At 36.3% G+C, this 26382-nt stretch carries 17 protein-coding genes; 8 read left to right on the forward strand and 9 right to left on the reverse strand.

What is annotated here, in order from left to right:
• Positions 1-25: 25 nt before the first annotated feature.
• Positions 26-1336 (reverse strand): GntP family permease, encoded by a 1311-nt coding sequence (locus DVR12_RS00785; protein WP_116974214.1) that lies wholly within the window; start codon positions 1334-1336, stop codon positions 26-28.
• A 101-nt stretch (positions 1337-1437) separates the two neighbouring features.
• Here DVR12_RS00785 and DVR12_RS00790 point away from each other — a divergent pair, with 101 nt between their 5' ends.
• Together DVR12_RS00790 and DVR12_RS00795 are read left to right on the forward strand one after the other, a co-directional pair.
• The gene (locus DVR12_RS00790) at positions 1438-2541 is read left to right on the forward strand and encodes a Gfo/Idh/MocA family protein (protein ID WP_116973550.1); all 1104 of its coding nucleotides are present in this window, start codon (positions 1438-1440) and stop codon (positions 2539-2541) included.
• 112 nt (positions 2542-2653) lie between these two features.
• A complete protein-coding gene (locus DVR12_RS00795; RefSeq protein ID WP_116973551.1) occupies positions 2654-3244 on the forward strand; it encodes a porin family protein in 591 nt (196 codons plus the stop codon).
• Here the strand turns inward: DVR12_RS00795 and DVR12_RS00800 are convergent, their stop codons facing one another.
• On the reverse strand, positions 3245-5296 hold the full coding sequence (locus DVR12_RS00800) for a hypothetical protein (RefSeq protein WP_116973552.1): 2052 nt from the start codon (positions 5294-5296) through the stop codon (positions 3245-3247).
• A 266-nt stretch (positions 5297-5562) separates the two neighbouring features.
• Here DVR12_RS00800 and DVR12_RS00805 point away from each other — a divergent pair, with 266 nt between their 5' ends.
• Genes DVR12_RS00805 through DVR12_RS00815 form a run of 3 tightly spaced genes read left to right on the forward strand, consistent with a single transcriptional unit; the run spans position 5563 to position 6930 of the window.
• A complete protein-coding gene (locus DVR12_RS00805) occupies positions 5563-6066 on the forward strand; it encodes a hypothetical protein (protein WP_116973553.1) in 504 nt (167 codons plus the stop codon).
• Between the two features lie 10 nt (positions 6067-6076).
• Positions 6077-6496 carry a helix-turn-helix domain-containing protein gene (locus tag DVR12_RS00810; RefSeq protein WP_116973554.1) on the forward strand — a complete coding sequence of 140 codons (420 nt, stop codon included), beginning with the start codon at positions 6077-6079 and terminating at the stop codon, positions 6494-6496.
• Between the two features lie 26 nt (positions 6497-6522).
• A complete protein-coding gene (locus DVR12_RS00815) occupies positions 6523-6930 on the forward strand; it encodes a hypothetical protein (RefSeq protein WP_116973555.1) in 408 nt (135 codons plus the stop codon).
• A 90-nt stretch (positions 6931-7020) separates the two neighbouring features.
• Here the strand turns inward: DVR12_RS00815 and DVR12_RS00820 are convergent, their stop codons facing one another.
• Positions 7021-7596, reverse strand: coding sequence for a hypothetical protein (locus tag DVR12_RS00820; RefSeq protein ID WP_116973556.1), 576 nt, complete (start codon positions 7594-7596; stop codon positions 7021-7023).
• Position 7597: 1 nt separating this feature from the next.
• Positions 7598-8881, reverse strand: a complete 1284-nt coding sequence (locus DVR12_RS00825; RefSeq protein ID WP_116973557.1) for an LVIVD repeat-containing protein — start codon at positions 8879-8881, stop codon at positions 7598-7600.
• Between the two features lie 155 nt (positions 8882-9036).
• Here DVR12_RS00825 and DVR12_RS00830 point away from each other — a divergent pair, with 155 nt between their 5' ends.
• Positions 9037-10452 (forward strand): coiled-coil domain-containing protein, encoded by a 1416-nt coding sequence (locus DVR12_RS00830; RefSeq protein ID WP_147323390.1) that lies wholly within the window; start codon positions 9037-9039, stop codon positions 10450-10452.
• A gap of 61 nt (positions 10453-10513) precedes the next feature.
• On the opposite strand, the gene DVR12_RS00835 is transcribed toward DVR12_RS00830, so the two are convergent.
• Positions 10514-12382 carry a glycoside hydrolase family 127 protein gene (locus DVR12_RS00835; RefSeq protein ID WP_116973559.1) on the reverse strand — a complete coding sequence of 623 codons (1869 nt, stop codon included), beginning with the start codon at positions 12380-12382 and terminating at the stop codon, positions 10514-10516.
• A 222-nt stretch (positions 12383-12604) separates the two neighbouring features.
• On the opposite strand from DVR12_RS00835, the gene DVR12_RS00840 reads away from it, so the two are divergent.
• On the forward strand, positions 12605-15088 hold the full coding sequence (locus DVR12_RS00840) for a glycoside hydrolase family 9 protein (protein WP_116973560.1): 2484 nt from the start codon (positions 12605-12607) through the stop codon (positions 15086-15088).
• 4 nt (positions 15089-15092) lie between these two features.
• Positions 15093-16433 (forward strand): AGE family epimerase/isomerase, encoded by a 1341-nt coding sequence (locus DVR12_RS00845; protein ID WP_116973561.1) that lies wholly within the window; start codon positions 15093-15095, stop codon positions 16431-16433.
• On the opposite strand, the gene DVR12_RS00850 is transcribed toward DVR12_RS00845, so the two are convergent.
• From DVR12_RS00850 to DVR12_RS00865, 4 genes are read right to left on the reverse strand one after another with little or no spacing between them, the layout of a single operon-like run.
• Positions 16417-17067, reverse strand: coding sequence for a GNAT family N-acetyltransferase (locus tag DVR12_RS00850; RefSeq protein ID WP_116973562.1), 651 nt, complete (start codon positions 17065-17067; stop codon positions 16417-16419). The genes DVR12_RS00845 and DVR12_RS00850 overlap by 17 nt on opposite strands.
• A complete protein-coding gene (locus tag DVR12_RS00855) occupies positions 17064-17735 on the reverse strand; it encodes a macro domain-containing protein (protein ID WP_116973563.1) in 672 nt (223 codons plus the stop codon). The genes DVR12_RS00850 and DVR12_RS00855 overlap by 4 nt, the downstream gene beginning before the upstream one ends.
• Positions 17701-22857, reverse strand: a complete 5157-nt coding sequence (locus tag DVR12_RS00860) for a DarT ssDNA thymidine ADP-ribosyltransferase family protein (RefSeq protein WP_116973564.1) — start codon at positions 22855-22857, stop codon at positions 17701-17703. The genes DVR12_RS00855 and DVR12_RS00860 overlap by 35 nt, the downstream gene beginning before the upstream one ends.
• Positions 22850-26275: an AAA domain-containing protein gene (locus DVR12_RS00865; RefSeq protein WP_158563173.1), complete on the reverse strand. Its 3426-nt coding sequence runs from the start codon at positions 26273-26275 to the stop codon at positions 22850-22852. The genes DVR12_RS00860 and DVR12_RS00865 overlap by 8 nt, the downstream gene beginning before the upstream one ends.
• Between the last annotated feature and the right edge of the window lie 107 nt (positions 26276-26382).

The following is a 26382-nucleotide window of genomic DNA, read 5'->3' on the forward strand; positions in this document are numbered from 1 at the left end:
AGGTAGGAAAAAAGTAAACGACAGATTAAAGTAACAAGGATAACAGGTAAACAAACACTAAAGCAGTAAGCCCCATAACAATAGTGGCTGTGCTATAGACTTTTAGTGTTTCTCTGATTTCCAATTCTCCAAACTTACTGATTACCCAGAAGTATGCATCGTTGGTATGTGAAATCATCATTGATCCGGCACCCATTGCCAGTACGCAAATTATACGGCCTGTATCGCTGTCTAGTTTTAATGCTGGTAATAACGGCTGCAAAATAGCAGCAGCGGTGATAATAGCTACAGTAGAAGAGCCCTGGGCGGTTTTTAGCAGACTAGTGATCAGAAATGGAAGAAACAATCCCATAGCCGTTAACGTTGGATTGGCTATGTGTTGCCCGATTCCGGCTTTTGATAGGATAGCACCGAAGGCACCGCCTCCTCCAATGATTAATAATACCACAGCTGCTTTTTCAGCTCCTGAAATTAATATGGTAGCAATATTATTCCTTGCTGAAAATAAGGCAATTACAATTCCTATAGAGAGCGCTACTTCAGGCATTCCCAGTACATCTAACCATTGCAGGGAGATAGAGTGAGCTGATGATTCCAAAGAAAACATAGCACGTAATCCGATAAGCAATATCGGGATAACAATAGGGCATATAGCCATTAGCAGAGCCGGACCTTTACTATTAGTTTCCAGGCTTTCCTGTGGAATATTATTTTTTTGATTTCTTGTTATATAGGCTATCCATCTGTAACCTGCTATGGCTACCGGAATGGCAATGAGAAGCCCATACAACATTACTTTTCCGATATCGGCCTGCAGGTTTGTGGTAGCTGCTGTAATACCCGGATGTGGAGGCATCAGACAATGAACAGCGTATAATCCGGTAGCTAAAGAGGACGACATTATGATAATGGGAATGCCAGATCGTTTTGCCATTGCGGCATTCAGGCTACTCATTACTATGAAACCCGAGTCGCAGAAGATAGGCATACCAACTAAATATCCAACTATGCTCATAGCAATTGGTGCCCTTTTCATACCAATATGTTTCAGTACATAAGAGGCTAAAACTGCAGTACTACCGCTGTATTCCATAGCCTGGCCCAATACTGCACCCAGGATGATTATGAGTCCAAGTGAGCCAATAATGTTGCCCATTCCCGTTTTCAGGGTACTGATTATTTCAAGTACCGGAAGTTGCAGGATACTGCCGGTTACAACAGCTGCGAGTACAAGTGCAAAAAAGGCATGAACGCGAAATCTGGTTGTGAGTAATACAATCAGAATGATTCCTGTAATTAATGCAGTAATGCTTTGAAATAGAGATATGGAGGCCATAAGCATTAAAATACAAATCTTTCAGTGCTATGCAAAAGGAAATTTCTTTGCCATAGAATTACGGGAAAAATTTTGTATCATGTAGTTTAAATTTCACGTTTATGAGTACACGCCGTAGCTTTCTGCAACAGATAGCAGCCTCAGCTGCATTGTCATTAGTACCACTTTCAAGTCTGGCTTCTGAAAGAAAATATGAAGGACCAGTTCTCAGAGTTGCGATTATGGGTCTGGGTGGTTATGGAACAAGGGTTGCAGATGCAATGAAAACATGCCAGAAGGCGAAACTGGTAGGGGCAATCAGTGGAACCCCTGAAAAGCTTACCCGTTGGCAGGAGAAGTATGGTATCCCTGCCGAAAACTGTTATAACTATCAGACCTTCGATCAGATAAAGAATAATAAAAACATTGATGTTGTTTATATTACTACACCCAATGCGCTGCATCACGATCAGGTAATAAGGGTTGCTGCTGCCGGTAAGCATGTCATCTGTGAAAAGCCTATGGCATTGAATGCCAAAGAAGGTCAGGAAATGGTTGATGCCTGTAAGAAAGCAGGTGTGAAGTTATTGGTAGGATATAGAATGCACTTCGAACCGCAAACGCTAGAAGTAATTCGTTTGCGCAAAGAAGGTGCTTTTGGAAAAATCCTGTTTTTCCAGGGGCAATGCGGGTTTACCATCGGTGATCCAACACAGTGGCGGTTAAATAGAGAATTGGCAGGAGGCGGATCTTTAATGGATATTGGTATATATGCAATTAATGGTGCCAGATATATGGTAGGTGAGGAGCCAATTTGGGTAACTGCTCAGGAAACCAAAACTGATCCGGTAAAATTCAAAGAAGGTGTTGATGAAACAATACAATTCCAATTAGGTTTCCCAAGTGGGGCAGTGGCTTCTGCTTTATCTACCTACAAGATGAATAATCTTGACAGGTTCTTTGTAAATGGCGAAAAAGGGTTTGCAGAAATGCAGCCATCTACTGGTTATGGTCCAATTAAAGGCCGCACACATTTGGGCGAGCTGAAAGCCCCGCATGTTACCCATCAGACCAGGCAAATGGAAGAGATGGCAGGTATAATTCTGGAGGGAAAAGAGCCTGTAGTAGCCGTAAATGGGGAAGAAGGGGTAAAGGATCTTAAGATCATCGATGCTATTTATAAGGCCGTTAAAACTGGTAAAAAGGTTCCTTTAAACCTGATTTGATTGGCCGAGAAAATTTGCTGTGTTGTAGTGAAAAATGGTTTACTGATCTATTAGTGCATTTATAGCTATTGCTACCCTGTTATCTTCGTTCTTTATGGTAAAATAATCCGCTATGAAGAAACTGTTGTCCGTTTTCTTGTTATTTAGTTTTATTTCCGTGCATGCCCAGAGAACCATACATTACGGAGTTAAATTTGATGGAGGCCTTTACAAGCTAGATGGGGAAGGTATTCAGTCTAAATACACGTTGGGAGGCCAGATCGGGGTATTTGGGTATCGCGATTTTAGCTCCAGATGGGGATTTGCATCAGAGCTAATGGTGTCTCAGGCCAATCCAAAAAAGGCTGGTGACTTTGCTGCCAAATATATTTATACCAGCAATAGCATGGCTAATACAAGTATCAGATTAAATTATCTTACAATCCCTTTATTAATCAGATATAATATAAATCAAATAGTATCATTGAATGCAGGTCCTCAATACAGCTTTTTGTTTTTTGAAGATGAAAACCTGCTAACCTATAACAGAGTTGCCTTTAAGCGTAGCGACTTTGCCGCTGCTGCCGGTTTTACACTCACTTTCGATAAACTTCATGTGTTCGGAAGATACCTCTGGGGATTATCGGATATCAATAATATTGATGATCGTTATAAATGGAAAAGTCAGCAAGCCCAGTTAGGTCTTGGATTTAACATCAGATAGCTATTTGAATAATTCTAATATTTCTTTGTTCGGTGCAACCTTACTTGCTTCCTGCCAGATATAATTCTGGGCAGTTTGACTAAGATACCATCCCAATGGGAGTTGCACCGATTTTCTATTCAATGAAATTGCATAGAAACGATAAGCATCCTTCAATTTACTTTCATTAAATACTTTTGTTGATAAACCTGTGAAGGTTGGTGTACGCCTATCCCAGGCATTCATAAATCCACTAAGGATGGTGGTTATGTCTGGCAAGATAGTAACGGGTTTTAAGCTGTCTGCGGAATTAGGAGAAGCAATTTCACTATTCTGAATAAATACTAAATACACGGGTAGCTTCACTTTAAATGAATCCTGCATTTGCTCTATATACGGGCGCATTAATGCCATTAATTGCCATGCTGTTTCAATACCTGTATTTTCCTTATATCCTCCATCAATAATATGGCCCATAGCACTGGTATCACCACGTTTCAACAATCCGCCTGAGGTGATGAGCGGAAATCTCGAACATAATGATGCGGCCGTTTTTAGAGGAATATCCCTGTTTAATGTTTTAATCACATCTATTTCATCATCAAACAAACCAGATGAATCGTTCCTGATATCCAGGTTGGTGGTAATGGCCTTTTGGCCTGATTCAGCCATTACTCCATTAATAAGCATGTTAGGAACGAAATATTTGATGGCGGTATCTTTATTCCAGAGTTGCAGAAATGGTTCTTCCAATGTTTGTTGCTGAAGATGCTTGCTATAGCCAAAGCTCCAGCTATCTTCCAGTTTACGGTTTCTGTTGAAATACGGAATTGCAAAAGGTATAGCTCTTTGCAGATTGTCCTGGAAAATAAAAGCCGCAGTTACATCGCTGAGAAAATCGCAACCAATTGCTTTTCTGAAAAGTGAGTCTCTTGTATATGGACTGAAGTTGAGATTACCGGCACTTTTGTCTCGGTAAAATGCCTGAAAGAAAACAGATCCAACACCCCCGCCTGAAACACCGCTGATAGCATAAACGTGTTTGTACAATTGAGGCGATAAACTATCCAGATGTTGAAGTATCATTGCTGTCCAGTCCATTGCCCGGATGCCGCCTCCTTCAGCTGCAATCAGCACAATAGGGTAAGTGTCATACTTTGCACTATCGGGATGTATTGGCATTCTGGCGGCTAACCAGTTTTTCAGATTTTCCTGTACTGTTTCCCGTTTGGGTGCTGGCAAATTATTGGAATGTCTGATAACTGAATTATCATTAAACCGACTGATAAAAATTATGTAAATGACAACGGCAATTCCTAAAGGTGACTTTCTTAGATTGAAACTGGCAACTATTACAGCAAATAATACTGTGTAAAAAGATAAGCCCAATAATACTATTGTTGCAGGGTGTAGGAAGGTGGCCACTTGTGCGCTTACCGGCAATTGAAACGAAAGAAATAAAATCAGATTAATCATCAAAATAACATAAACGACTATACCCGTAACTCCTGTTGATAATAAATCCCTTATGGAAATTTGTTGGGGAGTGAATCGCACAATGTTCGGGTCCATTTCAATATTCATATTTTTTGCAATGGCCGAACGATAAATGAGAAACATCATCACAATTACTCCTAATATTAAATAGGAGAGTATGTATACATAAAAATAGAAATGATTAAAGTCGGGTACCGTAGAACGAACCGCGAATAAAGCGATTATCATTGTGATAATCGGAATAACTCCGAGTACCCTGGGTAACCACTTAATAAGGAAACGTGTGTATTCCAGGTTCTTGTACTCAATCATCTTAAGCCTAAGCACTATCCTGGAAGAATACCACAAGCTAAGCGACCATATTAGCAAGGCCACTGCGCTTTTAATGAAGTAGTTTAGCGAATAATGATCCTCAATTACAGCAGTAGAAAAGTCTCTTCCCTGATCATTCTGTACAAAACAAAAATAGCCAACCAACACGAGTATTACTGCATAAAATATAGGGTATAAAACTCTCCAGGTATCAATAATATAAGATAATACCCTTGGCAAAGGTTTGGTTGAATCCGGGGTCATAAAAAGGCTTGTATTTAAATATCAGATAAAGTATGAATTTATCAGATTGAATCCAAATTGGCTACTGAGAAAAATTACGCTATTGTTTAATTTATGAGACATTATTTTAAGCTAGAGTTATTCTTATTTTGAGAATTAATTCAAGTTTATTTACATAATTATTATATGAATTGTAAAATATCAAAATATAATAAGTTAATTTAGTTTTTTAAATTTCATTTAAAAGTGAAAAAATAGTACTAAATTGTGGAAAGATTCATTTTTAAGTGAAGGCAAAATTACACTATCTAAATTCAATATCTGGGCCTAAAGCATCTTTTTATTCAATTAATTACCAGGAGTTAGTGGATGGACCAACCAAGCAACTATTTAATGATTTTTTAGAGGAGTATCAGAGTGGTTATGAGAATGAACTAATGAATATGATTGGTAGGTTGAAAAACATGGGAAATACAAATGCGGCCAAAGAAGAGTACTTTAGACTTGATGAAGGTCTTGATTGGAATGATTTGGTTTGTGCATTATTTGACATACCAGAAAAATTTCTAAGGCTATATTGTATCCGAATTAGTGAACAAATTGTTATACTAGGGAATGGAGGTCCAAAACCTAAATATATAAGGGCGTGGCAAGATGATCCAAGATTAACGAAAGAGGTAAATGAAATGATGGAATATTCTAGGATTATAAGAACCAAGTTAGAAAATATGGATTTTAGAATTACTTCAGATGGCCTTCATTTAGAAGGAAAGAATCTCAGACTTATTTAATAGATATTTTATGAGTAAAATTGAAAAAAAGCATAAGGCAACAAACAAGAATCTTTTGGATCAGATGCTTTCAAAAATCACTCCTGCCGAACAACGAAGGATAGATGATAAAATGAATTTAGCAGCTGCAATTATTGATGCCTTAAAAGAGAAAGGATGGAAACAAAAAGATCTAATGGAGGCACTCGAATCAAGTAGCCCCTCTTTAATATCAAAGTATCTAAGTGGTACACATAATTTTACAGTAGATACTCTAAGTGATATTGGTAGAGTACTTGGGGTTAATTTTCTCAATTTTGAATTCAAAGATAAAATAGAAGTACTAACCTTTTCTTTTTCCACCCATCTAAATGTAGTATCACCTTCAAGCTTTTATAAGAAGATGCCAATGGCAGTAGATGAAGAAGGATGTCTTCAATACAATATATAAGAACGCTAGTCAAAACAAATATTGAAATGTCAGAAACCCAGAAAAAATATGTTCTTAAAGGAATCGAATTAATGTCTTTTGTGATGTCAGAAAAGGCGGAGAATTTTAATGAAAAAAAACCAGTAAGAATAAATTTTACACAAGAACAAAAGATTAATCAGGCTGAGAATATAGTTTTTAAGTATACTACTATTGAAATCCTTGACAGTGAAGATACGAATGTACTTATTAAATTGAAAGTTGCTTGTAGCTTCTTCTTTTTGAATTTTGCTGATGTTGTGAATCATAACGAAAAAGGTGAAGCTGTAATATTACATGATGTTAATATGGATCTGGCAAGAATTTGTGTAGGAACTGCACGAGGCATTCTTTATACACAACTTAAGGGAACATATTTGAAAAGTGCAATTCTACCTTTATTACCATTTGAATAAGTATTTGAATCCTTAAATAATAGAAATCCCTGGCATATTATGACAGGGATTTCTATTTAAAATTATTCATAAGGATAATCCCGTATGCTTTTACCAAAGCTGAAATCCAGCGGTAATGCAAATCTGATTGAACTTATAAGCGTAGTTTTCTATAATGTATGATGACTCCGGAGGCATGAACATTGCTAAAGGAGAAAATTTGTATTGAATGTTGAAATCTGAATGTGCATACGATGCTGAAAGAATGAAATCGGCGTGTTTGGCAAACCTGGTCTTAAAACCGATTCCTCCCTGGAAATAGCTTCCCGGTGAGATCTTATCGGCTTTGGAATGATATTCAGGCCATTGTTTATCATTAAACCAGGGAAGTGTCACGCCGCTATTTGCCAGCAAAAAGAAGGTATTAGGCTTGTTGGTAAGATCGTAACGCAGAGTGGCGAAAACGGGTGCATGGCGAACATAAGAGGCATTTATTCCTGCTCCGACGCCTGCATGCCATTGGTGCATAAATCTGTAGCCTATGGCAGCCTGACCCACAAAATTGGCTTCTTCTCCATATGCCACTCCTCCTTCTGCTAATCCGAATAGCCCATGTTTTGATTGTGCTGAAAGTTGAAAACTACTTAATAGTATGCATAACAATACGAGATTAGTACGGTTGATCATTTTATAAAGATTTAGGCATGAAACTTATTTTGCTTAATAATTTTGGATTCTGCATATCACTGATTTGAAATTGATATAAAGCATTTTCACCTACCAGTAATATGTTATCATTCCCTGTATGAATTACATCTGTAGTTTTAATGTTTGTGAGGGTATTCACTGTTTTAATATCGAGAGGATCTTTTGCATCCAGGAGTCGTAAACCATTTAAGTTTTCGCAGATCACCAGTTTATTGTTTGCAAGCCCAAGGCCATATGGACTTTTCATTTCATAGCTTTTAAGCAATTGAGGATTTACCGGGTCTTTTACATCGATGACTTCCAGTACATTTGTCGCATTCATATTACAGGCAGCACCACCACGTAGTGTTACATATGCCAGGTCATTTTCAACAATAACCGGGTCACAGCTTCGCAGATGCTGGTAGGTAGTTTTAAACACAGCAGTATCAGGATTAGATACATCAAATATGTCCATCCCGGTAGTTCCACCAATAAACAGATAATTCTTATATGGGAAAAGAGTTTCTCCCGCTATCCGCAAATTGGATACTTTTCTTTTTTGAGGATTGGCAGCTTGTTTTAAATCAAAAGAGGTAATCCTATAAGTATTCATTGTATACAAATGGCCATTTAATAAACCAAAAGTAGCCATTGACCCTGCTTGTCCGACAACCTGCGAACTTTGTACTGAAGAGGAACTGGATACTGCCAAGAAATTACCTGGTGCATCAAAAAACACTGTGCCTCTATCCTGTTGTTTGCAGGAATAATGAATGATTGTATCTTTTGTTTTGAATGAAGTAATAACACCCTGATCACTTGAAACCATTCCGTAATTATAGCTGGCATAAGGGAATGCTGCTTGAATTCTGTTTACTTCCTTTGCATGAAGCGGATCGTGTATGTCCAATGCTACCAGATCAATATAGCTATCTGCATATAAAATATTGTCTTTGATCGCTAAATCGGTATTACCGGGAATGTTTATGAAGGAAAGATTTTTGGGAGCAGAAGGATCAGTATTATCAATTACATGAATTCCTTTTCCGATTTCATTTAAAAATATGTATTTTCCATATAGATAAATTTTACCGTTATCTGTTATCTCCTTGGGATAATCTGTATTTACAGAAGCCCTGATAACCTCCAGGGATGTGTAAACAGGAATGTAAAGCTTATACGGTACAGTTTTTTCACAATCTTCTTTCAGACAGCCACTTTGGATCAAAGAAAGAAATACTATGGCCAATGCGATTTTGGAATAATGTAAAATAGATTTCATACGGGGAAAATTTGATTGTAAAACGGAACAGATGAAATAAGGTTACATGATAAGATTGTGATTTTACCAATAGTTCCCCTATCTTTGGTTGGTATGCGGTGATTTTGATGTTAATCCGCGAGGGGAATCGACCTACTTTGTACTAATTATATACCATGAAATATTTATCCATTTTGCTCCTTTTTATGTTTCCGTTTAAAGGAGTACTGATAGCCCAGGATAGCACGAAAACACCTATCCAGATCTCCGAGAAATATCTATCTACTGTAAAGAAAAAATCTGATAATATGGAGCGAAAAATCACTGCGAAAAGTGAGCAGTCCTTACGCCGTTTCATGAAGCAGGAAGAGAAACTGAAAAGGAAATTATCCAAAATAGATTCTCTTAAAGCTCAGAATCTTTTTTCCAATAGTATAGACTCCCTTGGAAAGCTCAAAGCCGGGATACAAGGAAAGTTAAGCCGCGCCAAAAAAATATTGCCCGGAGGTAGTAATATGTATCTCGATAGTTTGGGCAATACATTATCATTTCTGCAAGGCCCAAATTCTCTGCTCAAACAATCTAAAGGAGTTACTGATAAATTAAATGGCTCTATAAAAGCAGTAGATGAATTAAAAGATAAATTTCAACAGGCCGAACAAATAAAAGCATATATAAGAGAGCGTAAACAATTGCTGAAAGAACAATTGAGCCAATACGCCGGTATGACAAAAAATTTACAAAAAATTAATAAGGAAGCATATTACTATGCTCAGCAAATGAGAGAATACAAGGAAGTATTGAAAGACAAAAAGAAAATTGAACAGAAAGCAATTGAACAATTAAAAAAGTTGCCGGCGTTTAAAGACTTCATGTCAAAAAATTCTCAGATTGCCAGTTTATTCAACCTTCAGGGTGCAAGCAACCCGGCTAATCTTGAAGGACTACAAACCCGCGCCCAGGTAGAACAACTGATTCAACAACGATTGGGCAGTGGCCCCAATGCAGGAGCAGCTGTGAGTCAGCAAATGGCTGAAGCACGAAGCAGATTTGACGAGCTGAAAAGCAAATTCCCCGATCTCGATAACGCTGCTGAAATGCCGGATTTCAAACCAAACGAAATGAAAACTAAAAGCTTCCTGCAAAGACTGGAGTTTGGAAGTAATATTCAGTTTCAGCGTAGTACTAAATTCTTTCCTACAACCGGCGATTTTGCCGGACAGGTAGCCTACAAATTTCATAAGAACGGTAGTACAGGGGTAGGGGTATCTTATAAACTAGGAATGGGAACCGGATTTAATGATATTCATTTATCAGGACAGGGTGTAGGTTTACGTTCGTTCGTGGACTGGAAACTGAAAGGTACTTTTTTCCTGAATGGAGGATATGAACAGAACTATCAGCCTTCCTATGTAGGACTTCCGGATGGTACAGGGCAGCCATGGACTCAAAGCGGATTAATTGGTATCTCAAAGAAATATAAAATCAACAGTAAGCTCAAGGGAAATATGATGTTGCTGTTCGATTTTCTATATAACCAGCATGTTCCGAGAACTGATCCAATCAAAGTCAGATTAGGTTACAACTTTTAATATAAAAAGGCCCTGAAAAGGGCCTTCGTTATTCTAGGCTAGTAGCCAACATTTAACGTAATTATTTCTCTTTTATTGGAAAATACAATTGATATCTGGCGGCATTAATCTGGTAGAAAGGAACCAGCAAAAGATCATTATACTTTTCAGGCATCACTAATCCCTTAATCGAGAACGTTAAAGGAGTATTCTTTTCTTGCTGTATACTTTCCAGTAAATGATCCTGTTTGATAAGTACCGGCATTTCATTTATCGGATACTGCTTACCCAGCGCTACATGCGATATACGCCCGGTGTCTGCCATTAAACCGTTCATCTCATTTGTGTCGAGTTTTGCTGCCAGTACTAAAGGACCATACATAATAGCATAGTAATTGCTTTTATCAGGTATTTGCTGAAGCGATTTGTGCATTGGTAGTGTAATAACAATACGATCGTTTTTTCTCCAGTTATGTTCCAACTTCACATAACCAGTACTATTCTTTTTTACTTCGTATGGTTTGTTATTGAGCATTACTGATAGCGTACCTTCCTGAACCCAGGCAGGATAGCGTATATAGATATTTCCTTTTTCAGCTTTAGTAATAATGATAGTAGTACTGTCTGATTCCGGGAAACTGGTTTGCTGGGTAATCTTCCATGTACTGTTTAGCTCTGAAGGAATGAAAAGATTGATATACAGATCTTTGTTTTGCCTGGCATAAATCATCTCATTGTATTTCACATGATTTTCCATACCTGTTCCAACGCAGCACCACATACTGGTGGTGGGTTGTGAATAGGTTCTATAGTGGCCGGGCCGCATGGGTGTATGATATACAAAGCCACCGGTTTCAGGAAGTTGAGATGCCAGAATATGATTGTATAATGCTTTTTCGTAGAAGTCGATATACGATTGAAGTCCGTCTGTCAGGTACAATGCCTTGGTTAATTTCAGCATATTATAGGTATTACAGGTTTCTGGTCCTGCAACATCAGTCATCATCTTGGTGTAATCATCGATAGGATTGAAGTGTTCTCCCACACTATTACCTCCTATGGCTACTGTACGGTTGTTGGTTACTGTTTGCCAGAAAAAATGTGCTGCCTTGTTATACGCACTATCATTATCCAGGTCTGCAATCCGTTTGAATCCAATAACCTTTGGTATTTGAGTATTGGCATGTAATCCGGTTAGCTGATCTAACTGATTGGATAGTGGATTCAGGATAGCTTTCTGTGAAAATTTCCTGGCGGCAGTGAGGTATTTTTTATCACCGGTGAGTTGATATGCATCCGCTAATACTTCATTCATTCCGCCATGCTCTGTTCTGAGCATTGTTTCCATCTGTTCATCTGTTAATGCATTACTCAACTTTACAGCCCAGTCACAGAATTTTATCATCATTGGTAATGCCTGCTGCTGTCCGGCTATGAGATAGGCGTCTCTTAAGCCTGCATATACTTTATGAATATTATAGAAGGGTACCCACCTCTCTGTAACAGCCTTCACTCTGCCAGCTATGATAGCTGTCCACAATTTTTTACTACCGGGAACTCCACCTATATATCCGTCACCGTTGGCCTCCTGAACTTTTTTTAATTCATCAAGCATATAGTGCAATCGCTTCAGTGCTTCCGGATCTCCGGTGCTTGCATAGAGCAGTGATAAGGCTGAAAGGTAATGCCCTCCTATATGTCCGTCTAGTCCACCACTTTCCCAGTTATCATAAGCCCTGGCTTTAGCAGGCAAGTTGGCCTCTCTTAAATAGGGGGCCAATAAGCGGTCTGGGTCTAATGCCTCAATATAGTGCTGGTCTGTTGTTTGGGCCGACTTGAAAATTCCTGGTAAGAGTTTTACTTCCTGCAGTGAGAAGGTTTGCAATGGCGTTTGCGCACTGCCTGCAATCGCCATTATACTCAAAAATATAGTTAGGCAGTTCTTTTTCATAAAGTGGAATTATTAATTATGATTACAAATATAAGTGTTAATATGACAATTAATAATTGATGATTATTTTTTGGTAAAGAATTACATTATTAGGTAGAAAAAGGATTATGAATGGTTAAAAAAGTCTCATACCTGCACTTATAATTGTGATTTCGACATTTTACCTTTGTCTGGCCAGGCCGCCTTTGCCAAAAAATATCTTTCAACGGCACAACTAACGTTATGAAATACAATGTGAAATACCTTTACCTGCTTACTTTTTTAATGCTAATTACTGCAGTAGCAGCTGCCCAGCAGATGAAGCTGAATAGTAAAGAATACCTGGAGTACCAGGGCGTAAATGTGATGCTGGCGCATGACTTTTACCCGGAAGGGCATCAGGGAGGGGTTGGAATAATACAACATGGACAGCGTATTGCCACCAATGGTGATTTACGGCTTGAACCTACACCCGGCCAATGGTCACCCATTCCTAAAGTTGGAAAAAGAATGGTAGATAAAGCTAAGCAGATTGTTAGTGTAAGAATGGTATATCCTGATTCGGCCATTGATCGGAAAGGATTTAATCCGATCACTTATCCGGACCTGCATTTTGCATATACGATCAGTATGCAGCCGGCAGGTAAAGGAGTAAGAGTAATTGTGGATTTGGAAAAACCCTTACCGGATGAATGGATAGGGAAGGTGGGCTTTAATTTTGAATTATTTCCCGGTGCCTTGTTTGGTAAATCCTTCGCAATGGATCAACAGGTGGGCATCTTTCCTCAGCAATCGAGCGACCAGGTTTTCAGAAATCATGAAAACGAACTTGAAGTAAAGCCAATAGCCACTGGTAAGCAACTAACCATAGTTCCTGAATCCGATTATCAGCGAATGAGTATTGAAAGCATTCAGGGAGATGCCTTGCAATTACTGGATGGTAGGGCATTACATTCTAATGGCTGGTATGTTGTAAGGTCGCTGATCAAGAAAGGGGCAACCAAAAATGCAATAGAATGGATAATTACACCCAATGCTATTGCTAACTGGCAATCACCACCGGTAGTTCAGCTCTCACAGGTTGGATACCATTCGTTGCAGGAGAAAAAAGCAATTATAGAATTGGATGCAAATGACAAACGCAGGCCAGCTGCCCGGTTACTTCGTATCACCAGTACTGGTCCACAAGCTGTATTAACCGCTGCGCCGGAAGATTGGGGCACCTTTCTCCGTTATCATTATTTACGATTCGATTTTTCAAAAATAAAACGACCAGGAATGTATATGGTGCAATATGGAGATGTGAAAACTTCTCCGTTTGCCATCAACGATTCTATATACCAGGAAAATGTATGGCAGCCAACCCTCGCTTATTTTCTACCGGCCCAGATGTGCCACGTACGTGTAAACGATAAATACCGGGTATGGCATGGTGCATGTCATCTGGATGATGCAAGAATGGCGCCGGTCGACTCCAATCATTTCGATGGATACCTACAGGGGCATAGTACACTTACTTCGTATAAATCTGGTGCTACAGTACCACAACTAAATCGTGGTGGCTGGCACGATGCAGGTGATTATGATTTGCGGGTAGAATCACAGGCTGAAACGATCCATGGACTCACACTGGCTTATGAAAACTTTGGACTGAATTACGATAACACTACAATAGATCAGCTAAACAGAGTAGTAGAAATCCAGCAACCAGATGGGAAGGCAGATGCACTGCAACAGATAGAACATGGGTTGTTATCTGTAGTAGATGGATATAGGGCTTTAGGGCGGTTTTACAGGGGTATAATTGAGCCAACCTTACGTCAGTATGTTTTGCTGGGCGATCCCGTAAATCTAACCGATAACGTTGATTTTAATTCAATTCACCAGCCAGGGAGAGTGCCGGTAGTAGGACTTCCCGGATCGGCAGATGACCGTTGGGTATTTACAGAAGAAAATCCCGGCAGGGCATTGGAAGCAGCTGTTGCCTTAGCAGCAGCATCCAGGGTAATGAAAGGGTACAACGATACGCTTGCAAGGCAATCATTACAAATTGCAAAAGAAGTATGGCAAACCTACTCAGAAAAATATCCTGCCAGAAGTATCAGCCTGGCTGTGGAGCTACTGATAACAACCGGCGATCATCAATATGAAAGCTTTCTGATTTCACAACAACAAAATATTTCCCAGCAATTTTCCCGTATAGGCTGGGTAGTTAGCAGGGCATTACCATTAATAAAAAATGCAGATTTTAAAGCGGCAATGACAACAGCAGCGAAGCAGCTTTATGCTACTATTGAAGCAGACGGACATAAAACACCCTATGGAGTTCCCTATGAACCAAATATCTGGGGAGCCGGTTGGGGTATTCAAAATTTTGGGTACCGGCAATTCTTCCTGCATCAGGCTTTTCCTGAAATCATTTCGGATAAGTATCTGTTGAATGCTTTGAACTTTATTTTAGGATGCCATCCGGGCGCTAATACTGCATCTTTTGTTTCAGGAGTCGGAGCCAGTTCTATGACTACAGCCTATGGGTTTAACCGGGCCGACTGGTCATATATCCCCGGAGGTGTGGCTTCTGGTACGGCTTTAATACGGCCCGATTTTCCTGAACTGATGAAATGGCCATATTTCTGGCAACAGGGAGAATATGTATTGGGTGGAGGTACTACCGATTATCTCTTTCTGGTTTTGGCTGCCAATAAACTATTAAACGAAAAGAAATAAACGAATGAAACATATCCTATGTATCATACTTGCAATGACGGGTATACACGGTAGCTATGCGCAAAGTAAACCGGGCCTTGATTCATTGATCCAACAGTTCAGATTTGCAGCAAAGCAGGGATTGATAGATGTTTACTATCCGCGAAATACCGACACGCTTTATGGCGGTTATATCACTGGTTATTCCTTTGACTTCAAACCAGTAGGGGCGCAGGATAAAATGATTGTAACGCAATCCCGAAATGTCTGGACTACCGCCGAAGCAGCCATCTTTTATAAAGACACCAGTTATATCAAATTATCGCGACATGGATTTTATTTTCTGAGAGATAAAATGTGGGATAAGAAAGACGGAGGATTCTATACATTGGTAACCAGAGACGGCACTCCTAAAACCCTTGTAAAAGAAGCATATGGAAATGCTTTTGCCATTTATGCCCTGGCAACCTATTACAAGGCATCTAAAGATCGGGAAGCATTGAAGTTGGCACAAGCAACTTTCCAATGGTTGGAAAAACATAGTCATGATCCTAAATACAAGGGATACTTTCAACATCTCAGTAAACAAGGAGTTCCTATAGAAAGAACAGCCGATACACCTCCGCTTGCGGAAACCGGATTAAAAGACCAGAATAGCTCTATCCATTTACTGGAAGCTTTTACTGCTTTGTATGAAGTTTGGCCGGATGCATTATTAAAAACCAGATTACAAGAAGTATTAACCTTAATCAGGGATAAAATTGTGACAGATAATGGCTACTTGCAATTATTCTGGACTACAGACTGGAGGCCGGTTTCATTCCGTGATTATTCTGAAGAGTTGATCATGAAGAGTAAGAATTTAGATCATGTTTCATTTGGTCATGATGTGGAAACGGCTTACCTGATGGAAGAAGCGGCAACAGTAATCGGAAAACATAACGATCCCCTAACCCTGGCAGTTGGTAAAAAAATGGTAGATCATGCGCTCAAAGTGGGTTGGGATCAGCAACTCGGTGGTTTCTATGATGAAGGTTATTATTTCAAGGACAAAGAAGGTTGCACCATCATCAACAAAAGTAAAAATTGGTGGGCACAGGCTGAAGGACTTAATACCTTACTGATAATGGCTGAAAGATATCCTAATGATCCAATGCAATATTATCAACGGTTTCTGAAACTCTGGGAATACGTACAAACCTACCTCATAGACCACGAACACGGTGATTGGTATGAAGAAGGATTGGATAATGAACCATTCAGGAAAACTGCACTGAAGGCACATATATGGAAATGTACTTACCATAATTTCAGGGCATTAAGCAATTGTATTCAACGTCTCGAAAAGCTTAAGCAGGAAGGATAACAGCTGTGGAGTAGGGAGCATAGAATTTCCATCCTAGTTTCTCATACAAGAATTGACCTTCATGAGATGCCACCAGTATACCTTTTCGAATATTATGCTGGTGGCCAATATCCTGTAAGGCACCCATAATAACAGAGGCAAGCCCTTTACGCCGATGTGCTGCATCTGTGGAGATCCTGTCATAGATACCATAATCATTAACCAATGCAATTCCTCCTTTTGCAACCACCGTTTCCTGGTAGATGATTTCAGCTAGTGGAACAGGACCTGTATTGCTGATAACAAGCTTATATCCTAGTGGGAGTGGAGGTGCCTGCATTCTGTTGCCAGATTCATGTACCATCATATTGGTTGAGTCCTCGAGTTTCCATTTTTCCGAGAGCAATGGAGCAACTGTTTCGGCTGTAGCACAGGCTTTTAAAAATACATAAGGCTCCTCAATTGTTTGTGCGAATTCTCTGTATGAATTATTAGCTTCAGGAAAGATATACCGTGTTTTCTGATCCGGCCATCCCACATCTACTCTAAAAGCAGTATACTCTGTAGTAGGAGGTGCTAATGCGCGGGCCTTAGCCCAACCTTTAGCCCAGGTATGTATCAGAGAGGGATCAACTGTTTGGTGTAACTTGGTCATAGTGTATCTTCCAGGCAATACCCAAATGCTTTTTCCAAAGTCTTTTCACCAATACCAGCATAATTTGCTAATGCAATCATTGAGTATATTTCTCCACTTTGTAAGATATCTGAAATTTTTCTTGCGTATTGGGGTTGTATACCTGTTTTTGTTTTAATACTATTTTCGTCTAACGACAACCATTTCTCTCTGAAAAGTGAAAATAAGTCGTCTTTTGTATTTGGGTCGTAATCATATATTTCAATTTCTATTTTACACTGTTCTAGATATTCGTCCATAAGTTTTTTAACTTCGTTTGTATTCAGGCCTCCGTTGTGAGTTCCAAGTAAAGGAAAAGCAATTGAGGTAATACCTTTCTTTTCGTAGGTTTCTACAAACTTTTGCAATCCTTGTTCAATCCACTCTATTTTACTTGGATATTTCCAATGAAATTTTGTAGGAAAACTTAAAATCCAAGGGGCATTTTCTTGCTTGTTATATAGCCATAATGAACCAATTTTTATCAATTTATTTTTGCAATGATCTTTATATTCCGCGTACATTTTAGGATAACGAAGCTTGTGCACTAATGCAATGCCTTTTCCCATTACACCAACGCAATTTACGGTATTAACTAATGTTTGGCATTTTGAGTTAAATATGTTCCCTTTTATATGTTTGATTGACATTTTCTATTTCGGTTTTAAGTTGTTTATACATCCCCCAATATTCTGGTGCCATTTTTAATAATCCTTCCATTTCTTCAAATAATTTTTTCCCATTTTGATATTCAAAAAGATGTTCTAAAAATTTAAACCCTCCTTCATCTGTAGTATAAGAAGCAATATCACACTGATAATAAATCATATAAATATTAAAAAATATATTTATTGTTAATCCACAAGATTTCGATAATCTATAAAGTGAATCTCTTACTTGTGTGAGAGTTAATTTGGATTGAAAATAGTTCCCCAAATAATCTTCATCTAAAATTGCTAATATAATTGACAATTCCTTCTCAGAAAAATGTAGGTTTTGCCATAAACCTTTTACTATGTGTTTAGTATGTTCGTATTGTTTGTTTTTGTCTCCTTCAATATTGGCATTAGTTTTTCCTATGTCGTGAAGAATTAATAAAGTTCTAAACAATTCTAAGGATATGTATTCAGTGTAATTTGGAGCAAAATATTTTTCAAAAGTATTACAAACTAAATTGGTGTGTGTTTCTAATTTGTAATGTCTTATTTTCTGCAAAAAAATATCATTATAACCATTCTGTTTCAGCAAATTTATTGCATCAATAGGATTATAGAATTCCATACTGACAGTTTCTTGCCATTTTTTTGCTAAACTTTCATTATTTAAGTTATTCTCAAATAATCCATTGGTATATATAAACCAATTTCTTTTTGATTCGTCTATGAAATTCAATCTTATGATTTGAGTTAAATTTCCAAGGGAAACATAAGAATTAAAGATAATTTTGTCTTTCTCTATTTTGCTAACATTACCTGTAAGAATTTCTAATTCTTTGATGTTTGTTCCATTTAAAACAAAATACCCTTCACCCTTAAAATTAGTTGAAATGTGCAATTTTGATTCTTCTTTTTCAATTATTACCCTTGGGTTATGGTTATTGTAATAGCTTGTATTAATTACAATTTTTGAGATAATATCTTTGTGCTCATTCCCTAATAAATTTGTGAGTAGTGTTTTGTCTGAGGCAGAAGAACAAATAATTTCAAAGTCGGATAAATCATTAAAAGAAAGTTCATCCTTTACTAAAAACTCCTGTTGAGCATAATTTCTGTATCTGTTGTAATCTTCTTTTGTTGCAAACTGCTTTGGGGTGTAATATAAATCCTCAAACCCAAATTTGTTTATCATATTTTCTAGATTTCCAAATTTAGTTGAACTTGTTTGCATATTTCCATTACTGATACAACATTGGTTTTTATTTTTGAATAGCACTTCCTTAAGTGAAAATTTGAAAAAGATTGGAATAGGACATTTAGGAAAACCTAATCCCCTTGCTTTTTCATACCAGGATACCCAGCCATAATCTTTACTATTGTATCCGTCAGTCGTATTCTTTCCCAAAAACTCATTGTAAAACTGTGTTGGAGTTTGGGGTCTGAAATAAAAACGAGCATAGTCATGTGCTTCATCTCTGAGATGAACAACATTTCCTGCTGCATCGCCTTTTATGTTAGCTTTATTTCTGCTTTGGATTTTTCTGTTTTTAATTATTTCAACTGCATTTTCAATATGTGAAAAATGATATATACTTCCTTTCCAATCTGAGTATTGTTGCTCAATTTTATCAATGAAATTCAATGTTGGAGATTTACAAATTTCATCGGTAACATAACTTCCCAATAGTTCTTCTGCGCGTTTATTTTCCTTAAGTTTCGTCCAATTCCAATATTGCTTAAACTCCTGAATAATTTCTGTTGTGAATTGTATGTTTGTGTTTGATGAAATTAAATTCCAATTCAAATACTTTTTGAACTTAGTTAAAACTTGTTCATTTAAGGTGACTTTTCCCGATTCACATATAAAATGCCAGTTCCATCTGTTTTTAAAACGTTCAATGAAATCAATATCGTCAAAATTGATTTGCGGATTTTCTGTAATACTGTACCAATGCCATTGAGTTTCAAATTTGGCAAGTATTTCTTTGGTCGGATTTAAACCAGAGTGTTTCGATATATATTCCCAATCGATTTCAAAATCTTTGGTAAGGGTTAAGGTTTCAGTAGTTGGCAAGAATGATTTATGCCTTGAAACTGCTTCCCAATTCCAGGATTTAGTTTTTGTTTTCTCAATAAATTCGATGTTAAATTCAAGACTATTGTTATCAGATATATAATTCCAATCTAAATTTTTATCTAATAACTGTAAAATTGTAACATTACTAAACTCAATATTTTTGTTTTTTGAGATAGTTTGCCAATTCCAGTTCTTATCTTTTAATTCAAGAATAAGCTCGTTAGAAATTTCAACTTTCTTGTTCTCTGATAAAACCTGCCAATCCCAATTCTTGTCTTTGGTGGACAATAATAACCTGCTATCAATGTTTATGTCCTCCCGTTTTGAAAGAATTTCAAAATTTATTTTTGGAAATTGATGCAATACTTTTTCTAAATACTCTTTATTGTTATTATCTCTTTTTTGTTCAGTAAGAAATCCGCCATACTCAGTTAAGTAATCCCAATCCCAATTTTCGGTTTTATATTTCTGTAATATAATCCTGTTATAATTAATGTGTCGGTTTCGCGAAAGTACCTGCCAATCCCAATAATCTTCAAACTGATTTAAATACCGGTCAATGTTACTAAACCATTGTTTACCATTGTCCCAACTGTCAGGATTGAATTTTTGCCGAATAGCATGGCTTTCAGTAAAGATTGTCCAATTTATTTTTTTACGGTATTGATTAAGTGTTTTTATATCAGTTGGGAAATGCTTATGATTTGAAATAAAATCCCAATCCCATTCAAAAAAATTTGATTGATTTGTTGCTTCAACCATCGGGAATAATGTTTCAAAAGGAATCTTTGCAGTTAAAGTTTTCCAAACATCAATACGTATTTCCTTATCTATAACCGATAAACAAGCGGCGATTCTGGGAAGTTGCTTATCTATAATAAGCTCGTTTTCTATTGTAAAAACTTCGTTAATTATAAATTTCCAATCAATGAAACGTGCAAAATCTTCTAATCTATTAAGGATGTCTTCTTTATCAAGTTTTTGGGTGGCAATTTTCCAATCCCATTTTTCAAAAAGTTCCACATTTTCAAAACTGTCAAGGATTGCTTTTTTTGAGCTGTTTTCGGTAATAAAGCTCCAATCCCAAGGAAAATGAGGATTTGAAAAAATGTAGTCTGAATTTTCTTTTTTTGTTAACGACTTCCAAAATGGAGTTTGTTTTTCACTATCGGTTGTTTTGTGAAACTTTTCGAGGTTTTTATTCCAAAACGAAACATCAAAAGTGGACTCCAATAAGATCGTGTTCCATATTAACTTGTTTGAAAAAGAAAGGTTACTAACAAATGCATTTTCAATAAATGAAATATTGTTAATTAGCATTTTGTTCTGTGATATCGCTTCCCAATTCCAGTTGAAATCAGGAAATTCTTCAATCAAACTACCATCTGAAATGTGTTGACTAACATTTAGAAAACCATCCTCTGTCGCAATACGATTGTGATACCTTTGAAAAATAAAATTATTCCAGTCGACATTTTTGTTTGTATCAAAACCCTTGATATAAGATTTGCTTTCCCATTGGATTAGATTTTGTTGTTCAAAAAAGTCAATAAGGCCTGGTGTCCAAATATATTTTTGATGAGCAATAACAAACTCCTCAGGGGAATATTTTTTTAAAAGTATTTTAAACGATTCATCATTCAGGCATTTCGCGGATATTTCTTCATTGTTGAAAAAACGACTTAATACTGTATGCCAATCTAATTTCTTAGCAAGAGCTGAAATGTTTTTGTGTAGAAAATTGATATTAATTTTTTCCGAAATATATTTCCAGTTCCAATTTTTGGAAATCAGCGTTTCAAGTTTATCGCGATACTTAATGAATGTATTTTTGAAAACTTCGTTTTTGTTTTCTGTTATCGTATAAAAATCCCAGGGGAAATCTTCAATGTATTTCTCAATAAATTCGTCTGGTAGATTTTTGGATATATAGTTCCAATCCCAATCACGGTTTTTGAGCTTTATATTTAGAAGTAACGAAGTTATAAACTCAGTTTCTTTGTACGAAAGTTCTTCAAAATCCCAATTGAAGTTCTCAATGTGCTCCTTGATGAAATTATTGTCTAATCTTTCAGTGAGAGTTGTCCAATTCCAAAACTCAGCGTATTCCCTTATTACGGATTTAATGCTTTCTAGCGGCGCATTTTTAGAAATGGATGCCCAAATACTTCTGTCTCCATATTCAAGAAATAATTTGAAAATGTTTTGATCGTTCCAATCGAGTTTTGAGTTTTCCGCAAGTTCTTTCCAATCCCATAAGTCGATATATGTTTCAATATCTTTCAGGGAAATGAAATTTTTCTCTGAAAGGACGTAATGAAACATTCCCATTCTAAGCAACTTACTTTTTAATGCTTCATTTTCGGGTAAATTAATTATAAGTTCAATGTCTGGCTTATTTATTCCAGATTTAAGAATTGTAAGTTGAGATGAATTGTCAGCTGTAAGGGTTTTACATTCTAAAGAAATACTTTTGTAACTTATTATTGAATCACTCTTGTAAAGTTCTACTATTTCTCCTTGGTAAGGATCATTTCCAAAAAGTTGAAATTGAAGTTTCTGTTGTAATTCAGGATTTTCAAAAGTTGATTTATTAATTTTTCTATCATGAGATAACTCATTTTTAATATTGAATACACTTTCAAATGAAAAATCAAAATTCTCACCTTTGGCGGTTTGATTTTCGAAAAGCCCGGTTGTTGCTGAGTAATACCTATATTTAAGGTTACTTTGCAATGCTTCTTGTCCTAATTCTGTTAAATGAATAGTTTCGTGATTTATCTCAATCAGGTTATAATCAGTAAGACTTTTTAGATAAATCTGCAGAATGTCTTTTTCTGCCTGGTCCTGCAAGTTGAAGCCCAACAGAATTCCAAATTCTGAAAAATTGATATTATTTCCTTTAGTATTGATGATTGAACAAAATATTTCATCAATTTCATTTAAGCTAAATGCTTTTCTATATCTAATTTGATAAGAAGTAGATTTTAGAGTCCATTCAAATGGAAAAGTTATGTATTTCAAGTTACTGCTATCCATTGTGTTCAACTGCGTTTTGTAGTTCTTCTGCACTAATTATTTTCCCATTTTGTTGAATAGTCTCAAAAACATTCCTGTAAATGTCTTTTCGGCAAAAATGCTCGCTATTCCCAATGATAATAAGCAATCGCCTGGCTCTTGACAAAGCAACATTTAATCGGTTGGGTGATTCTGCAAAACCTAAACTTTCTTGCAATGGGTAACCTAATTCACCATAAATTTCATCTGGTTGTTGTCCTTGGAAAGTTGCAAGTTTGTTGCTTCGTACCATCGAAACAATAATTATGTTTCTTTCCATTCCTTGAAATCTATCAACTGTACTTAATCGAATTGGTACATTAATATGTTTTTCTTTCAGCATTTTGTTGATGTAATTAATTTGCTTTCCATAAAAACTTATAATTCCAATTTGTTTTTCTTCGAGGCTTTTATTTGACAACCATTCATCAAATTCATTTTTTCCCTGGCTGTTTTGAAGAATAGAAAGAATCCTATCAATAGCTTCAATTTCTCCAAAATTAACTCTTGATGTTCCTTCCTGAATTTCAGGGGTTGTTACGTTTATCCAAATTGTATGGATTTCAGGTGAAATAATGTTTTTGAATTGTAAGCCATGATACCTTGAATTCCATTTGTCAAACGAATTATGATAACTTTCATCTAATGGTAACCCGCAATTTAAGCCTCCGTCATTTTTGTAAAATTGTGCGATTGCATCATTGATTGCAGGGTGCATTCTGTATTGCGTATCAAACGTTCCTTTTATGCTTTCATCAATAGTTGTAAACAATCTTTCAAACTGCGATATTTCAAATTCTTTATGCGAAAGTGTTTTTGCTAATGTCTTTTCGCCTATTGAAACCAGTAACTCTTTGATTTCTTCACCATCAATCATTGGCGGCAATTGTCGATGGTCACCAACGATAATGGATTTCTTACCGTACAAAACAGGCAATGCAAGTTCGGGAGGAGTTGCTTTACTGGCTTCGTCTATAATTACAGTGTCAAAATCTATTTCTGTATGATTGCAAGCTCTTAAATCATGCTTTTCATAGCTTTCTTTTTTGAAAACGTTTAGATATGACCGAAAGAAAGATGTCCATTTGTTTTCTGAATTTAGTTTTCCGATCGAACTGCCTGTAGCACCAATCAAATTCACGTATTCAAAATATTTGTCAGCAAATAGTTCTTTTGTTTGATTACTTGGGTTTTGTATATAGTATCTCCATTTCTCTAAGGCTGAATCAAGTCGTTCATCATTTTGGACTGTAACTCTGTTGGCAATGTTGTTTATCCAATGAGAAACAGTGTTTTTTGTTGAAGAGTTTCCTTTGAACCAATCCCGAATGGCTTCAATCGAGTAAAAATATCCTTCTGATTCTAAGTTTCCGGTGTTTCCAAAACGAATGGGTTTTACAACATTATTTTCCTCGTTTTTCAACCTATCAATTGCATTATCAACAGCAAGATTAGTTTCAGAAGTCAAAAGAATCTTTTGTTTGGGATTTTTCCTGATATGTTGCCAAATTATTTCAGCTATTGCAGTTGATTTGCCTGTTCCGGGCGGACCCTGTATCAACGCCAATTCTTCCGCATAAAGTGATTTATATACCGCTTCTCGTTGCGATTTGTTTAATGATTTTGAAAAAAGATTATTTTCAAAGTCTTGCCATTCTATACTTTTTTCGTTTAGTAAATAATCTATGTTTTCAATTCTTTTGGCTTTTGTTGAATCGTATAAAAATACTTTTGCGTTGTCATTTGGTAATTTTGTTGTCGCATCATCAAGTTTAAATACGGTATCTTCTAATCTCTTTATTTTATCATTTTCGCCTTTTAAGTCTGGGAAAATAGCTTTTACTGATTGGGATGAGATATTTGTTTTTACTTCGTCAAGTCTATCTTCATCTACAACAAAATACAAATCTGGATAATCTACTTTTTGCAATTTTCCCAGATAGAATTTTTCTATTTGATTACTGAAATAAAAATCTTCTCTCAATAGTTTTGATAGCTTTTCTTCTTCCTGTTCAACTTTTAATTCAAAATTTTCTTCACAAAGATATTTTTCTTGGAAAGTATCATTTATAGTATAACTAAAAGTAGCTAAATCAATAAAATCATCGAATTGATTATGTAGTCGTGCAAGAATTTCAGTCTTATTTCCTGTTTTGTAAAATTGCCTGAATATTAGTTTTGCACCATTGGCAATTAGTTTTGTATTCAAATTTGGAAATCCTTTTTTCAATTTGGCCTGCAGTTCGTGTAAGCCTGTTTTAAACAGAATGTTAAATTTGTATTTGTGATTTTCACTTCTGTCGTAAATCTCAAAGAATGAAAATGATTTTATAAAGTCTAATTTTTCATACAATTCATCTTCCGTTCCAAAGTCAAAAGAAATAGTTCTATGCGTTTGGCTTATTTGAAAATTTTCTCCATGTATTTCAGCAAATAATCTATTCCAGAATAGCTCTTCATTTCTTTGAAGTTCATCGGCTCCCTTGTCTAGCTTTTTATAATCGAAGGTATAATCCGTTGTGTAGGAAAATTCAAATAAATTATCGGGGAAATATTGTACTAAAGAACCTTTTAATCTGAGGGCTTCAAATTTCAAATTAGATTCATGTGTTTCATAGAATTTATTATCATAATCAAAATAAAGACAATTGCCCTGTGGTTTCGGTAATGTTATTCCATTATTGGATAATTCTTCAATATTTCGTTTTAGATTTTCGGCATTTTGAAAAGTGAATATTAATCGATTGCCCCGTTTTATTAACCCAAAATGATTTTTAAAGAATTCATAAATGTTTTTATGTAATTCTCCAACAACTGTAATTTTATTGGCACTTTGGCTTATTTCAATGTTTCTGTAAAAAGTAGATAAATGAAAAGAGATAGAGGGTTTTAGTGGAAAAACTGCACCAGCTTTTTTATCGAAATTAATCCCCTGAATTTGACGTATTTTCTTCCATTCGTCCAAGGTTAAATAAATCAGCCCCGAATTTTTAAATTGATAACTTGTTGAAAGTTCACCAATTATTTTTTTCAATTCGTCTTTACTGTTGCTAACCTGGCTTGTTATTATTCCTTCAATAAGCGGATTTTCGTTAAAATCAATGTAACAGATTTCAGCGAGTTCTTTCAGTTCACTAAGGTTTTTAGGTGTGATATTTGCCGTGTTTTCAATGCTTGTCTGAATATAGCCGCTATTGAAATCGAAGTCCTGGACTTTGAAAATTTGTTCAACATCCTTCTTAAATACTTGTTTGAATATCTCCTGATCAATTGATAGATGCAATTTCAACCCATCTAGTTGAACAGACTTTAAAGTATCAATTCCAATAGGTTTAGATTTATGCTCTAATATTTTGGATTGTGCTGTAATGTATTTTTTCCAAATGTCCTTTTGACTCATATTATCTTTAACATTTTGTGACATCAGTACATTCTTACGGGTTTGGGATAAGTAATTTTACTTGTTACTAATTGCTAAATTTATAGGAAGAGGTCAACCTCCTGTCG

The sequence above is a fragment of the Chitinophaga silvatica genome (assembly GCF_003419895.1).
In the GTDB taxonomy this organism is placed as follows: domain Bacteria; phylum Bacteroidota; class Bacteroidia; order Chitinophagales; family Chitinophagaceae; genus Chitinophaga; species Chitinophaga silvatica.